Source organism: Streptomyces sp. SS1-1 (assembly GCF_008973465.1).
Taxonomy (GTDB): Bacteria; Actinomycetota; Actinomycetes; order Streptomycetales; family Streptomycetaceae; genus Streptomyces.
In genome coordinates this window covers 1-13804 of the sequence record NZ_WBXN01000002.1, presented here as the reverse complement: position 1 = coordinate 13804, position 13804 = coordinate 1, and the positions used below count along the sequence as shown (strand labels likewise).

11 protein-coding genes and 3 pseudogenes are annotated in these 13804 nt (G+C 66.3%); 11 read left to right on the top strand and 3 right to left on the bottom strand.

What is annotated here, in order from left to right:
• Positions 1–125 precede the first annotated feature (125 nt).
• Positions 126–1163, top strand: coding sequence for an AAA family ATPase (locus F8R89_RS01025; protein WP_192806012.1), 1038 nt, complete (start codon positions 126–128; stop codon positions 1161–1163).
• A complete protein-coding gene (locus F8R89_RS01020; RefSeq protein ID WP_151782159.1) occupies positions 1160–1729 on the top strand; it encodes a phosphotransferase-like protein in 570 nt (189 codons plus the stop codon). Before F8R89_RS01025 ends, F8R89_RS01020 begins: the two co-directional genes overlap by 4 nt.
• A 7-nt stretch (positions 1730–1736) precedes the next feature.
• Here F8R89_RS01020 and F8R89_RS01015 read toward each other — a convergent pair whose 3' ends face one another.
• Positions 1737–2576 (bottom strand): NAD(P)-dependent oxidoreductase, encoded by an 840-nt coding sequence (locus tag F8R89_RS01015; RefSeq protein WP_151782158.1) that lies wholly within the window; start codon positions 2574–2576, stop codon positions 1737–1739.
• A 4-nt stretch (positions 2577–2580) separates the two neighbouring features.
• The gene (locus tag F8R89_RS01010) at positions 2581–3225 is read right to left on the bottom strand and encodes an HAD family hydrolase (RefSeq protein WP_151782157.1); all 645 of its coding nucleotides are present in this window, start codon (positions 3223–3225) and stop codon (positions 2581–2583) included.
• Between the two features lie 105 nt (positions 3226–3330).
• On the opposite strand from F8R89_RS01010, the gene F8R89_RS01005 reads away from it, so the two are divergent.
• The 7 genes and pseudogenes from F8R89_RS01005 to F8R89_RS00975 all read left to right on the top strand — a co-directional run bounded on the left by F8R89_RS01005 (position 3331) and on the right by F8R89_RS00975 (position 10488).
• Positions 3331–3603 (top strand): helix-turn-helix domain-containing protein, encoded by a 273-nt coding sequence (locus F8R89_RS01005; protein WP_151782156.1) that lies wholly within the window; start codon positions 3331–3333, stop codon positions 3601–3603.
• A gap of 390 nt (positions 3604–3993) precedes the next feature.
• On the top strand, positions 3994–5073 hold the full coding sequence (locus F8R89_RS01000; protein ID WP_151782155.1) for a helix-turn-helix domain-containing protein: 1080 nt from the start codon (positions 3994–3996) through the stop codon (positions 5071–5073).
• Between the two features lie 114 nt (positions 5074–5187).
• Positions 5188–6507, top strand: a pseudogene (gene dnaB / locus F8R89_RS00995) (replicative DNA helicase); the annotation flags it as partial.
• Between the two features lie 20 nt (positions 6508–6527).
• Positions 6528–8057 carry a helix-turn-helix domain-containing protein gene (locus F8R89_RS00990; RefSeq protein ID WP_151782190.1) on the top strand — a complete coding sequence of 510 codons (1530 nt, stop codon included), beginning with the start codon at positions 6528–6530 and terminating at the stop codon, positions 8055–8057.
• 96 nt (positions 8058–8153) lie between these two features.
• Complete coding sequence (locus tag F8R89_RS00985) at positions 8154–8729, top strand: transcriptional regulator (RefSeq protein ID WP_151782154.1); 576 nt, start codon at positions 8154–8156, stop codon at positions 8727–8729.
• A 258-nt stretch (positions 8730–8987) separates the two neighbouring features.
• Positions 8988–9860: a hypothetical protein gene (locus F8R89_RS00980; protein WP_225994275.1), complete on the top strand. Its 873-nt coding sequence runs from the start codon at positions 8988–8990 to the stop codon at positions 9858–9860.
• A 52-nt stretch (positions 9861–9912) separates the two neighbouring features.
• On the top strand, positions 9913–10488 hold the full coding sequence (locus F8R89_RS00975; protein ID WP_225994274.1) for a hypothetical protein: 576 nt from the start codon (positions 9913–9915) through the stop codon (positions 10486–10488).
• Positions 10489–10773: 285 nt separating this feature from the next.
• Here the strand turns inward: F8R89_RS00975 and F8R89_RS00970 are convergent, their stop codons facing one another.
• Complete coding sequence (locus F8R89_RS00970) at positions 10774–11007, bottom strand: hypothetical protein (RefSeq protein WP_151782153.1); 234 nt, start codon at positions 11005–11007, stop codon at positions 10774–10776.
• A gap of 308 nt (positions 11008–11315) precedes the next feature.
• On the opposite strand from F8R89_RS00970, the pseudogene F8R89_RS37190 reads away from it, so the two are divergent.
• Both F8R89_RS37190 and F8R89_RS36495 read left to right on the top strand, forming a co-directional pair.
• A pseudogene (locus F8R89_RS37190) lies at positions 11316–13007 on the top strand (peptidoglycan DD-metalloendopeptidase family protein); the annotation flags it as partial.
• Positions 13008–13157: 150 nt separating this feature from the next.
• Positions 13158–13748: pseudogene (locus tag F8R89_RS36495) on the top strand (DUF3710 domain-containing protein); the annotation flags it as partial.
• Positions 13749–13804: the final 56 nt, after the last annotated feature.

Sequence of the window (13804 nt, the reverse complement as noted above, 5' to 3'; positions counted from 1 at the left end):
CACATCCGGGGAGAGCGGAACGGGACATCACAGCGGCTTGTCGAAGCTCGTGCACACCTGGGTTCACGGGTTTTCAACATCCGCGTACACATGGGATTTGCGGGGCCAGCTCTAGGCTCACGGCCATGGCGATCACGGAGGGGCACAGGGTGGGAAAGCACCGAGCGGGCTGGCGTCCGGACAAGCTGCGCGAGCAGCGTGAGGCTCACGGGCTGACCCTGGAGAAGGCCGGTGAGCGCCTCCGTCAGGTTGCTGAGCAGGCCAAGCTGAAGGGCATTCCCGCCGCGAATCCTCAGACTCTCTGGCAGCACGAGCAGGGCGAGGTGTATCCCGGTCCTCACTACCGGCGCGCTTACTGTCTTCTGTACCGGGCCACCGAGCCCGACTTGGGCTTCCGCACCGCCCTGCCTGGTGAGGAGACGTCGTTCAAGCTCACGCCGATGGATGACCGCCTTAACGGCTCGCATGTCTTGGCGGTTGAGCGGGCTATTCATCGCATCGCGCCGGGCTCCGGGGAAGCCGACCACTTCGACCTGCAGCAGCGGATCATCGACGCCTGGAAGCGCCGGCACACGGGCGGCGATCCCCACCGTCCTGTACTCATCCTGGTCGGCGGCTTCGCTGGCAGCGGTAAGACGGAGCTCGCCCGCTTCTTCGTTCAGCTCACCGGCTGGCCGCTGCTCGACAAGGACCCGCTCACCCGCCCGCTGGTGGAGCGTCTCCTCGTCGCGCTGGGCGGCGACGCGAACGACCGGCACACCAAGCTCTACCGTGAACAGGTTCGGCCCGTGGAGTACGACTGCCTGATGCAGTCGGCCATGGCCAACATCAAGTGCGGTATCTCCACGGTGTTGACCGCGCCGTTCATCTCCGAGATGACCGACCCGGACTGGATGCAGCGCTTGGCCAACCGCGCGGGCTCGATGGGTGTCGATGTGTTCCCGGTGTGGGTTCGCTGCGACGAGGAGTCGATGCGCGAGTACATCGGATTCCGCTCAGCGGCCCGGGACGCGTGGAAGCTTCAGCGGTGGGATGAGTACATGACGACCATCGACCTTGGCCTGCGCCCAGCGGTGCCACACCTGGTCGTCGACAACCGGCTGGGAACCGCGGTGACGCTTGCGGACCAGGCCCGGCAGGCGATGGGGGCGATGTACGGATGACGGAGAAGCAAGGCGTGATCCTCTACGGCCCGCCAGCATCGGGCAAGGACACTGTCACCACCGCTCTCAGCAAACTCAACTCTAAGTACACACAGTTCGCGCGGCTCAAGGTCGGAACAGGCAAGGCCGCCGGCTACCGGATGGGCACAGCGGAGCAACTGCGCAAATTCGAGGCTGCGGGCGACGTCGTCTACGCAAACGCCCGGTACGGCAACACGTACGCGATCGACCGGCCCGGCGTCGATGCCGCGTTCACGGTCGGGGTGCCTGTGGTGCACCTTGGGCAAATTGACGGCATCCGGGCTCTGGTCAACGGATACCCGGCCGACTGGTCGGTGGTGCTGTTGTGGTGCCCGCGCGAGGTGACCGAGCAGCGGTCGGCAGAGCGCGGCGACAGCGATACCGCGGCGCGCCTGGCGGCGTGGGACGCGACCCGCGTGGACTTGGACGCGCATCCAGGCATGGTCTGGGACCTGACGGTGGACACCACGGCAGCATCTCCGCAGGACGCAGCGCGACTTATCCACCAGCTGCTGGCGCAGCGGACGGGGGCGGCGACGCTGTGAGTGCGGGCTATGGATGGGCGAGTCGGTCCAAGGCGTCGGCGAGCGTGAGCGAGCTGTCGTCCTTGGTGTCGTGCCACCGTGCCAGTGTGGACGCGGCCGCTCGCAGCATCTCCGGTGGGAGGCCGGCGGCCGCGAGCGTGTCGGCAGCTTCCTCCAGCTCCGGGCCCCAGCGCCAAGCGCGGGCCGCAGTCTTGGCGACATACTGCCGCTCGGACAGGTACGAGTCAGCGCGCCGCGAGGCGACCTCGATGAGCTCCTGGTCGACGCCGTGCTCCCGCGCCATGCCGACCGCGAGCGCCACCAGCACCCGCGACGTCTTTTGGAAGCTGGCGTACGCCAGCTTCAACGCGGACGCCTTCCCGATGTCCGTGCCCAGTACGACCGTCCGGACGGCGGTGCCCACGAACAGCGCCTCGATGCGCTCGATCGCGCCGGCCGGGCCGGACAGGTACAGGGCCGGTGTCTTGCCACCGACCGGCGGGGAGCCGACAACGCCACCGTCGACGACGATCGCGACCGGTTCAAGCAGCGCGGCGATCCGCGTTGATCGCTCGGGGTTGATGGCGTTCGCCTCCACGTACACACCGGCGAAGCGGTGCCCGGCGACGTCGTGGGCCAGTTCCTCGGCAGAAGCCGGTGGGCAGAGGCTGATGACGATGTCGCTGCGGTCCAACAGCTCGGCCAGCGTAGCCACAGGTGTCAGCCCGGCCTGCGCGGCGCGCTCCACGGATGCGGAGCTGCGCCCGGCCTCGCACCACAGGACGTCGGCTGCGTTGGTCGCGGCGCAGGCTGCGACGGCGGCGCCCATGCTGCCGGGGTGGAGGATGCCGACGGTCGGCTGGTCCACGGTGCTACTCCGTCTCTGCGAGCAGGATGGTGATGGCGTCGGTGACGTCGCCGACGACGTGATCCGCGGCGGGGAGTCCGTCGGGCCACGGGCGGCCGCGCAGCCAGATGGTGCTCAGGCCGACCCGGTGGCCGCCGCCGATATCCCCGGCCGGGTTGTCGCCGACCATCCAGCCGCCGTCTGCGAGGCTAACGCCGCAACGGGAGGCTGCGAGTTCGAAGAGTCGCGGGTCCGGCTTGCGAATCTCGTGATCGCCGGAGACCGCGACGCCGTCGACCAGGCCGACGAGGCCGGTGGCAGCGAGCTTGGCGCGCTGAATGTCGGAGGCCCCGTTGGTGACGATGCCGACCGTCCAGCCGACTGCACGAAGTCGCGCCACGCCCTCTACGACAGTCGGACGGCACGAGACGGCACCCGCTATGCAGTGGCCGTATGCCTGCCAGAGTTCTGTTGCCGGTTCAGTCAGGGTGAACGCCTGGCGCAAGCGGGAGAAGTCGGCTGCGTTTGCCCGGTCGGCGAGTTCTGCGAGGAGCCAGGCTTCGATCTCGGGGCCGAATCGGTGCGCCTGGCAGAAGGCGGCCACGGCGTCGACGAAGGCCGACTGGCGATCGACCAGCGTGCCGTCCAGGTCGAAAAGGGCGAGGCTCACAGCGTTGACACTAACCTGACGGATCTTTGGGGACACAGCACCAACTCCCCTGCAATCAGTCAAGGGTTGTGTATAGTTTCGGATCACGTGAAGAGAGGGGGATTGGTGTCTGAACTGCTTGATGCAGTCGATGCGCTTGTCGCGCGGCCGGACATCCTGCCGCCGCCGGAGGTTCGCGCACGCCTGCGTAAGGCTGACGGTTTGACTCAGCAAGAGGTGGCCAAGGTCTTCGGCGTCACCCGTGCCGCGTTCAACCGATGGGAAGTCGGGGCCGTGAAGCCGCACCGACACCGCTTGGAAGCGTATGCCCATCTCCTGAGGCGATGGGCTACGAAGCATCCCGAGGCAGCCGAAGGCTTCTTCGCGGAGACTGACTGACTATGCCCCTCCCCGCCTATCCGCCATAAATGCGAAGCGGCCCCCGTCGCCACAACGGGAGCCGCTTCCAAGTCCGACTCAATCGAGCTCGCAACCCTTGAGTCGTGAGCAGCGAGGTGACCTCGTCTGCCGGGTGATGCCCGTGGGCTCTAGAGCCCGCGTGGTCACCTATACCCAGAGTATGCGCAAGAGATTGCGCAACGCCACTACTCCGGGATCCTGGTAGGTCACATCTACTGGTCACGGCTCCCCAACCTGGGGAGATGAACCCTTGCACCGCCTGTTCAACAGTCCGCAGACCACGCGGACGATCTCATTCCCATCGCGTCCACCGGCCATGCCGTGGGCCGCTCCGGCCGCCGTCGGCGTCCAGCTGGCAGAGGTGGCCCGATGAGCTATCAGGCGCAGACGTGGGTCGACAAAACCGGCATCAAGCTCTGCAACAACTCTGGCGAGCTACTGGTGCTCGTGCGCGTCGCGAACCACACCAATGCCGACATGCGTGGCTGCTACGCGTCGGCGGAGACGCTGGCGGGCGAGTGCCTGATGGGCGAGTCCACGGTGCTCAAGCACCTGCGCCGGCTGAAGTCCGCGGGCGTTCTGATTCCGGGCGATCCGAAGATGGTTAGCCACCTGCGTGCGGACCGGCGGCCGCCGGTCTACGACCTCGCCGGCGGGCACGAGAAGGGCTGCCCGGGCGGCCATGACGTGAACGATCTCTGCCATGTCACATCCACGGGTGCTCAGATCGAGCACCCGTCGAAACCGGCCCGCGCCACGGGTGCTCGATCTGAGCACCCGCCGAAAAAGCGCAGGTCAGCGGGTGCTCGATTTGAACACCCGCAGCCGGAAGAGCCCGCTACGGGTGTTCAAATCGATCTCTCACGGGTGTTCAAATCGAGCACCAATAGTTCTAAGGATTTGAACTCTCTCTTCTCTGTCCCCGCTGACGCGTTCGCCTTCCAGCCGTCACGGCAGTCCCACAGGCGAGAGAGAGAGACGGCTGCGCCGGAACAAGCAACAGGCGGGAGCGCCGTCGACCGTGCGGGTCAGGACGACGCAGACGTGGTTCTCGCCGCGTACAGCGAGGCTCTGGGACGGCCGCTACTCAACGGCCGCCGCTTGGCCCTGCGGGAGCAAGCTCTGCAACTGCTGGCCGCAGGGCTGCCAGCTGAGTGGATCGCCGACCGGGCCCGGGAGATGGCCGCACGGCCGGACTGGAAGGACTTGGTCAAGCACGCGGAAGCCTCCCGGGTTCCGCTGCCTGGGCAGCGCCCGGCTGCTGCTCCCGGCAAGCGCCGGGAAATGTGCGTCAAGCCCGGCCACGGCGGGGGGGCGTTCCCGGCTGACGACTGCCCGCGGTGCGCGTCTGAGGCCAGGCCGCGCCGCGAGGGCGCGTCCAGGATCGATACGGCTGCGCTGATCGGCCTTCTGCGCGGTGGCCAGTCCGCCGACCGCACCACGTCCTGACCCCGGTACACAGCAGCGTCCGGGGCCTGGTTTGACCTCCCTGCCCCGGACGCGACGGACCGAAGGAGATCCGTGACCATCACCGTACCTAGCCCCGCCGTTTCGCCCGAGGCCAGCCTCGACCGCATGCCGCCACACGATCTCGACGCCGAACAGTCCGTCCTGGGTGGCATGCTGCTGTCCAAGGACGCTATTGGCGAAGTCACCGACCTGATTGGCGCCGCCGACTTCTACCGGCCTGCGCACGAGACGATCTACGGCGCGATCGTGGACATCTACGCCAAGGGCGAGCCCGCCGACCCGATCACTGTTGCCGCCGAACTCACCAAGCGCGGCGAGATCAACAAGATCGGCGGCCCCGGCTACCTGCACACTCTCGTGCAGGCCGTGCCCACCGCTGCGAATGCCGAGTACTACGCGCAGATCGTCCGCGAGCAAGCCGTACTGCGTCGCCTCACCGAGGCCGGCACCCGCATCGCCCAGCTCGGCTACAGCGCCGAGGGCGAACTGGACGACATCGTGGCCAAGGCGCAGAGCGATCTGCTGGAAGCCATCGAGGCCCGCACCGGCACCACCACCGGCAATCCCATCTCCAGCATCCTCGAACGAGTCGTCGACCAGATCGGCACCCTCTCCGACGACGAGATCACAGGCGTACCCACCGGCTTCACCGACCTGGACTCCCTCACCAAGGGCTGGCAGCCCGGCCAGCTCATCGTCCTCGCCGCCCGCCCTGCCATGGGCAAGTCCACCGCAGCCCTGGACTTCGCCCGCGCAGCAGCCATCGAGCATGGCCTGAGCGTCGCGTTCTTCTCGCTGGAAATGAGCGAGGACGAAATCGGTATGCGTCTGCTGTCCGCAGAGGCCCGTGTGGGCCTGCACCACCTGCGCGGCGGCACCGTCACCGATGACGACTGGCGGCGCATCGGCCGGCGGCTGCCCGACATCGGCAGCGCCGTCTTCCACGTCGACGACTCCCCCGGCCTGAGCGTCGCCGACATCCGCACCCGCGCCCACCGCATCGCCTCCCGTGGCGGCCTGGACCTGGTCATCGTCGACTACCTCCAGCTCCTGACCCCGGCCAGCCGACGCGGTGTCTCTCGCCAGGAAGAGGTAGCCGCCATGTCCCGCGGACTGAAGCTGCTCGCTAAGAGCCTTCGTGTCCCGGTCATCGCTCTCTCGCAGCTCAACCGTGGATCCGAGCAGCGCGAGGATAAAAAGCCGGTCGTCTCGGACCTGCGTGAATCCGGCGCCATCGAGAACGACGCGGACATGGTCATCCTCCTGCACCGCGAGGACGCCTACGACAAAGAGTCACCCCGCGCGGGCGAAGCCGACTTCATCGTCGGAAAGCACCGCAACGGGCCGACCGCCACCATCACGGTCGCCTTCCAGGGCCACTACAGCCGCTTCGTCGACATGGCGCAGACGTGACCAACCGGAAGGGACAGACGATGAGCGCTTTCCAGGCCATTGACGCGTTGCTCGCGTCCACATCGCCCGGCCTCATCCCGCTCCCGCCTGCCCAGGAGCGGCGCGCACGGCGTGAGGGACTGAACCTCTCACGCGCCCAGCTAGCGCAGGCCTTGGGCGTCAGCCCGTCCACGGTCGCAGGCTGGGAGTCCGGGCGGGACCCGAGCGGCGAAGCGCGCGAGAAGTACGCGTATTTCCTCGAGGGAGCCCGCACCAAGCTGGACGCCTCCGCGGCTGCGGAGATACCCCAAGCCGAACCCGCAGGCCACAGCCCAGCGGAGGCAGACGAGACCGGCACGGACGACGCCGACGCCCTGCCCGTGCCTCAACCGTGCGTGCTGTGCGGGCAGCCGGCCCGCCACCAGGTCGCGGGATACCCGCAGCATCTAGACCCTGCCGAGTGCGCCACGGCTGAGCCCACGCAGCTGGAGCAGCCCGCGCCCCCTGTGAAGCTGCGGCAGCCGGCGTCCACTGGGCAACGAAGCCGGGCGGCGCGCGGCGTTAAGGTCGTGCCCGTCGGCCGCCGGGTGCAGGCGGCATCCGACTCGCCCGACCTGATCGGCTCCGCGGTCGCGGTCGCGCTCGCCGAACACGCCGGCGATGTCGACGCGGCGACGGCCGCGCTGGTGAAGCGGGCGATCCCGGACGCGATGGCACTGCTCGACCACAGCCGCAAGGGCGGCCGCTACGACGTGGTCGCCCACCCGTGGCTGCCCGACGTCCTGCGCAAGCAGACCGCCCGTGGGGCCGACCAGGTCTGGGAGGCCCGACCGAAGTGGACCCGCCCCGAACTGCCCGTGGGCGAGCACGAGGTGGCCGCGCTCGACATCAACGGCGCCTACCTGTCCGCGCTCAAGACGCACCTGCCGATCGGGCAGCTGGAGCACTCCACCGGTGACCACCACGACCGGCGCCGCGCCGGCGTCCACCTGATCACCCCGCCAGCCTGGGAGCACGACGCGGTGTTGCCCAACCCGATCGGCAGCCGAGACGAGCCCGGCCCGCTGTGGGTGACCGAACCGACACTGCGCCTCCTGCTGCGCCTGGCGGGCCCGAAGTACGGGCTGTGCGACTCACCGCAGATCCACGAGTCATGGACCTCGGGGGCCACAGAGGGGCTGCTGGAGAAGTTCCGCATCGCCCTCAAGGATGCCCGGGACCGGGCGATCACCGACAACGACGACGTGACGCTGGAGTACGTCAAAGCGATGTACTCGAAGTTCGTCTCCACACTGGGGGAGTCGAACTACAACCGGGAGCTGTACCGCACCGACTGGATGCACCTCATCCGCTCCCAAGCCTTCGCGAACCTGTGGTGGAAGGCCCACCGCGCCTACGACGAAGGCCTCATGGTCGTACGCGCGATGGGCACCGACGAACTCCACGTCATCGGCGACTGGCGCGCAGTGTTCCCCGAGGGCCGCGGCGTCACCGAGGTGAAGCTCAAGGACGTCTACACCGTCGGCAACGACCAGGACCAGGCCACGCAGCCCCCTGCAAGGCCCTCCTAGCGCCGATCACCCAGCCCGGCGTCAATTCCCTCGCCGGGCCGGACGATCGCCCCCCACAGCCCCGTACAGTGATCCGTAACCCGAGGACTGGAAAAGATGCCTGAGCGGAACATCGAGTTCGGCAAGTACGGCGCCAGCGGCCTCAAAGGCCACGAAGCCGTCGCCCGCCAGCTGGACGCCCTCGCCGGCTACATCGCCACCCCGATCACCACCCGGCGAGGCCTCCTCGCCCGCCTGCACTACCTCACCCGCACTGACCACGCCCGCGCCGCAGCCCGCGCCGCCGGCCTGACCGTCACCGACCACACCCTGCGAGCCTGGCTGGACGGCACGCGCACACCCTTGAGGAAGAACCTCGAACGCGTCGAGCAGGCTTACCGCACCGTGCGCCGCCACAACGTGGCCCGCTACCTGCTCGCCCGCCTCAACCGCGAAGGGCGCGGCACCCGCGTGGAGTTCCACCCCGTCAACCAGTCCCAGGTCGACCGGCCCCGCCAGCGAGTGGTGTCGTACCGCAGCCTCAACGTCCGCCACTGGGACCGGATCGTCCAAGCCTGGGCCAACGACGACGACCAAGCCCTGGACGACGCGTGGGTCAGCGACGCGGCGGTAGACCTCGGCTCCGAATGGGGCCAGTACGAGTACGTCACCAACATCGGTTTCGCCGCATGACCGGGGCCTGATTTTCGGGCTGGTTGCGAAAGACGAAGTGGTCGGCACCGCGCGCCGTGGCACCGACTCAAGCACTGCAGCGCGTGCAGGTCGGAAGGCTGGAACGTCCCCGATCCCAACTGTCCTTACACTGTCGTTCCAGGTTGTTCTCTCACATTGATCTCTCACTTGGCTCTCTCATACACCCGCTCACACGTCCAGGCTGCTGGACGCTGAATCGGTTGAGCTCAACCGGTCGAAGCGTCTAACTTCTGCGGCATGAAGACGACTTCGCCCGCTGAGCGGGACATACAGATAGCCAAGGCGACAGGCCGGGACACCCGGACGGAGATCCTCAAGCGCTCGATCCGCGCCAACGTGCCCTTGCGTAAGACGTTCGTGCAGGCTCCGAGAGGTTCCACGAGCCGGCACGGGCCGCTCCGCGACTTCGTGACCGGTCGTGACCTGCGCGGGCTGAAGGCATACCTGCTGATCGTGGCCGCTTGCAGCAACGGTACGGACGGCTGGTCGACCAGGCATGACAGCGCCGTATGGGCACGGATGATGGACATCGACCGGACCGCCACCGATCAGGCTGCACGTACCGGAGCATGGCGCGCCCTGCGCCGGCTGCAGGAGCGCAACCTGATCACCTGCACGCGCAAGGGGACGATGATCACCGTGACCCTGCTGCGAGAGGACGGCAGCGGGGCCCCCTACGAGAGGCCGGTGGGGCAGTCGGAGCAGGACCTCTACCTGCAGATCCCGGCCGCGTTCTGGACCAAGGGCTACGACGAGCAGATTGACCTTCCCGCCCTGGCCCTGCTGCTGGTGGTCCTGCGGGAGAAGAACTGGTCGAAGTTCCCTGCGGAGAGAGCACCGGACTGGTACGGCTGGTCGCCAGACACCCACGAGCGTGGACTGAAGAAACTGCTGGACCTTGGCCTGGTCGAGCGTCGTCCTCAGTACACCAAAGCCCCTCTCGCACCCAGCGGCGTCACCATGGCCTACCAATACCAGCGCACTGCCCCGATGCGGCCGCGCAAGCCCCGGAAGCAGGCTGCCACCAAGCTCAACGGCGGCAGCGCGGCCAAGCCGGAGCACACCCAGACAAAGAAGCCCGCGGCCCGTGCCGCTCGGCAGGGGAGGTGACCTCATACGTGATCCGCGGGGGGAACGTACACGTACCCACAACAGCGATGAGATGAAGACCGCCTGGCTCGACGAATCCTTCCTCGAGCACGACTCGGCCGGCTTCTACATCATCGCGGCCACGATCCTTGACCCTGCTGTCACCGACGCCGCCCGACACACCATGCGCCGTCTGAAAGGCCCGCGCGACACGGCCAAGCTCCACTGGAGCGAGATGGACCGTAAGGAACGCATGAAGGCCGCCCAGGCGGTCGCCGACCAGGACGGCCTGCACATCGTTTCGGTCGGCTCTCCTGTTCCCAGGCGCAAGCAGGAACGAGCACGCAGCAAGTGCCTGAGCACACTCATCTTCGAGCTGCACGGCTTCGGGGTTTCCCACCTCTGCCTGGAAGCCCGGGAAAAGGAACTCAACGCGCGCGACATCCGAACCGTCGCCACGGCCCGGCAGACCGTGCTGCCCAAGGGCACTCAGATGCGCGCGGAGCATCGTCCCGGTGCAACGGAACCGCTTCTGTGGATCTCAGACATCGTCGCCGGGGCCGTCCGGGACCAGCGACAAGGAGACAGCCGCTACACGGACATGTTGGGTCAAGCCCTCATGGACATCGATGTGAACACCGACTGCTGAAAGGAAGGGCCCAGACAGACGCCGAGCCAGGCTCCCGGTCTGCCCCAGGTCACCTGGCTCCACTTCTAGCCGCCCGCGGCAGCTAGCTTCGCCTCCACCGTACCTTGTTCGGCATGGCAATGCCATGCCGAACAGGATCGCGGTGGTCTTAAGCTTCAGGGCCAGATGCCCTCGTGGTGGGCGATGTGGTTGCGTAGCTTATGCAAGCGGAGGGGGCTGCCTGCTGACGCCGGCAGCCCCCTCCGCTTTGGGGCACGGATGGAAGGACCCTCGGTCGGGTCCCGGTCAGCTCGGCATACGGTCCTCGTCCGCCGAGCACGTCTGCCCTGAGGTCTGCGGGCTCTTGTTGTCCTGGGAGTCCGTGGAGGGGCTGTCCTGACTCTGGAGGAGGAGGACGAGGAGGGTGATGATGACGGCGCCCAGCCCGAGGGGGGTCCCCAGTTCGGGCTTCTTGTACGCGACGTAGACGGCCAGTCCTCCAAGAACGAGGACGACAATGGCGGACAGGTCGATGTGCATGAGCATCCTTCGGCCGGGGAGCCCTGTCCGCCCGAGGCTCTGGCAGGGCAGGGGCGGGCAGGGCTCCATCGTTCCGCGCACGCTTGACGAACCCTGATCGGTCAGGGTCCAGCGCGCGGCGGCCCCATCAGCTTCGAGTTCTCAAGGGTCTTGCCAGAAGACGCACCGTCAGACCTTCGGCAAAGTGGGACGATTGCCATGAAGGCAACGGACCACTCGGGGGACACGTGAGCGAGCAGGACCAGGGTCAGCAGCCGGAGCTGAAGGCCGTCAAGGATGGTGTCAAAGGGTCCGAGTTGGCTCTGGTTATGCGGTTGCGTGATCTCTACGAGCACAGTGGCTACAACGGCCTGAGTGAACTGGCGTCCGCAGTGGACCTGTCCAGCTCGCAGGTATCGCGTCTCCTTTCGGGCGACCGCCGGCCTCCACGGACCTTCTTCGACGTCTTCTTCGCCGCTCTCAAGGAGAAAAACGGCAGGGGAATCTCCGAAGAAATGCAGACGGACACCTTACGCCTGTATTACAACTGCATCCGCGACACGCGGCCCTATGAATACAAAGCCTTCGAGCTCGAGCAGCAGACGAGAGCGGTTCAGAAGGAACTCGCGTCAGCTGAACGCCTGGTCACACAGATCAGAAGTGAGCTCGTTGAAGTTCGCGCGGAGCGGGATAGCGTCCTACAGAAGTTCCGGGCTCTAGAGCAGGCAGCCTCTGCTGACCAGTCAGTAAAATCCGAGGCTTTGGATAGGCTCCAGTCGGAACGCGCCCAGTACGAGCGAAGCCGGATCCAGCTGACCGAAGAGATCAGCGAGCTGACGGACGAGCTGCGGCAGGCAGAGGCCGAGCGGGATGACGCGGTCCGACGCTGCGAGGACCTTCAAGAAAAGCTCAAAACCGCAAAAAACGAAGCCTATGCAGCAGCTCAAGATGAAGCCCAGAGGCAGCATGCAGCGGAATTGGACCGCGAGCGAGAAAAAAGCAGGTCCCTGGAGAGCCAGTTGAAGGCTCTCCAGCAAAAGATGGAATCGGTGCTAGCCGCAAGGCAACGGCTCGGAATAGACGAAGAAGCGCCATCGGAAAATATCAACCAGAACGCATCGCGCAAATCTCATCCCCGATGGTTCTCCAGAAACACAAAAACTGGCGTACTGCCCGTCGATGGACCTGTCACGAAGAAGTACAAGGAAATGATCCGCTCGGATCTCCACCCCGGGATCGACTTCAGCGTTCCCACCGGAACCCCGGTCAAAGCAATCCAGGCCGGACGGGTGGTACAAGCAGGATGGAACGGCCGCTACGGCTATCAAGTCACCCTGCACCACTACGATGACACTTTCAGCTGCTACGCCCATCTCTCGGCCATCTCGGTGAAACAGGGCAACCCAGTCATGATGGGGCAGAAGATCGGCTCGAGCGGCGCGACCGGCAACACTGAGACTCCGCACCTGCACTTCGAGGTTCGTACGACTGCCGCAGCGGGAGACGACATCGACCCTGTTGCCTACCTGGCAACGCTAGGGGTCTCAGTCATGGGCTCCACGGCAGCCGATGCCGTTGCCACCCCGACAACGACGCCCCAGGCGGCTGTTCCGCAGCCGACCGAGTTCCTCGTCTCAGCAGAGATCCGCCGGCTCCGCTCTCATCAAGAGTCAGAACGAGCGCACGCTGTGACCGAACTTCAAACACTGGCAAACGAACTACCGCATAGCATCCCCAACATTATCGAAGCTCTCTGCTCCTACATCCGCCGCCCATCCTCCGAATATGGCAGCGAAAAGAGGCCACCCAGTGTTCTTAAAGCCCTCGGAGCCGTGCTCGTAATGCCTCGCCCTCGGGATGCTCCGCTCATTCTGAAGAAGGCAGATTTGTCCGGCCTGTCAATCAAGGGCGTCGATCTCAGTAAATCACAGCTGCAAGAGGCAGACTTACGAAAAACCAAGCTGGAATCTGTAAATCTCGCCGATGCGGAACTTGACGGGGCTGATTTGCGTGGAGCTGACCTGAGTCAAGCCACAGGAATCACGCGCGAAACAATTCGGAAGACTCGCATTGACGAGACGACCGTATTCGCCTCCTCGATTCCGCAGGAAGACATCCCAGAACCTCAAAGTCAACCCAGCAGAGAAAGGAAAAAGAAGGGGAAGCCGGACCGTCCGCGCGGACCCTGGGACATCAAAGAGACGACGTCCCCAGAAATCGGCCGGGTGGACCTGGGCGGGCTTCTCGTGCCCGGTGTCGACGGCATGGAGCTGCGGGTGGAGGTCGCGGGCGACGCGATCGTCGCGGCGACGGTCGTGCTGCGCGACAGCGCCATTCAGCTGCAGGCGTTCGCCGCCCCCAAGCGTGAGGGCATTTGGGATGAGGTGCGCGAGGAACTCGCCTCCAAGATTACCCAGCAGGGTGGCGTCATCGACGAGGTCGAGGGCCCGCTCGGCTGGGAGCTGCGGGCCCAGGTGCCGGTGCAGCTGCCGGACGGCACGGGTGGTTTCCAGGTCGTGCGGTTCGTCGGTGTGGACGGCCCCCGCTGGTTCCTGCGCGGGTTGATCTCGGGCCAGGGCGCGGTGCAGCCGCAGGCGGCCGGCCTGCTCGAGCAGATCTTCCGTGACACGGTCGTGGTGCGGGGCGAGGGTCCGATGGCCCCGTGGGACCCTATCGCCTTGCAGCTGCCCAACGACGCCCAGATGGTTCCCGAGGCTGTCCGACAGGAGGAGCAAGCGGCATCCCCAAGGGAATCAGCCTGACCAATGCGTTTGGCAGAGCCGCAACCTAGAGCGCCCGGGCAGTATGAGGGGTTTTC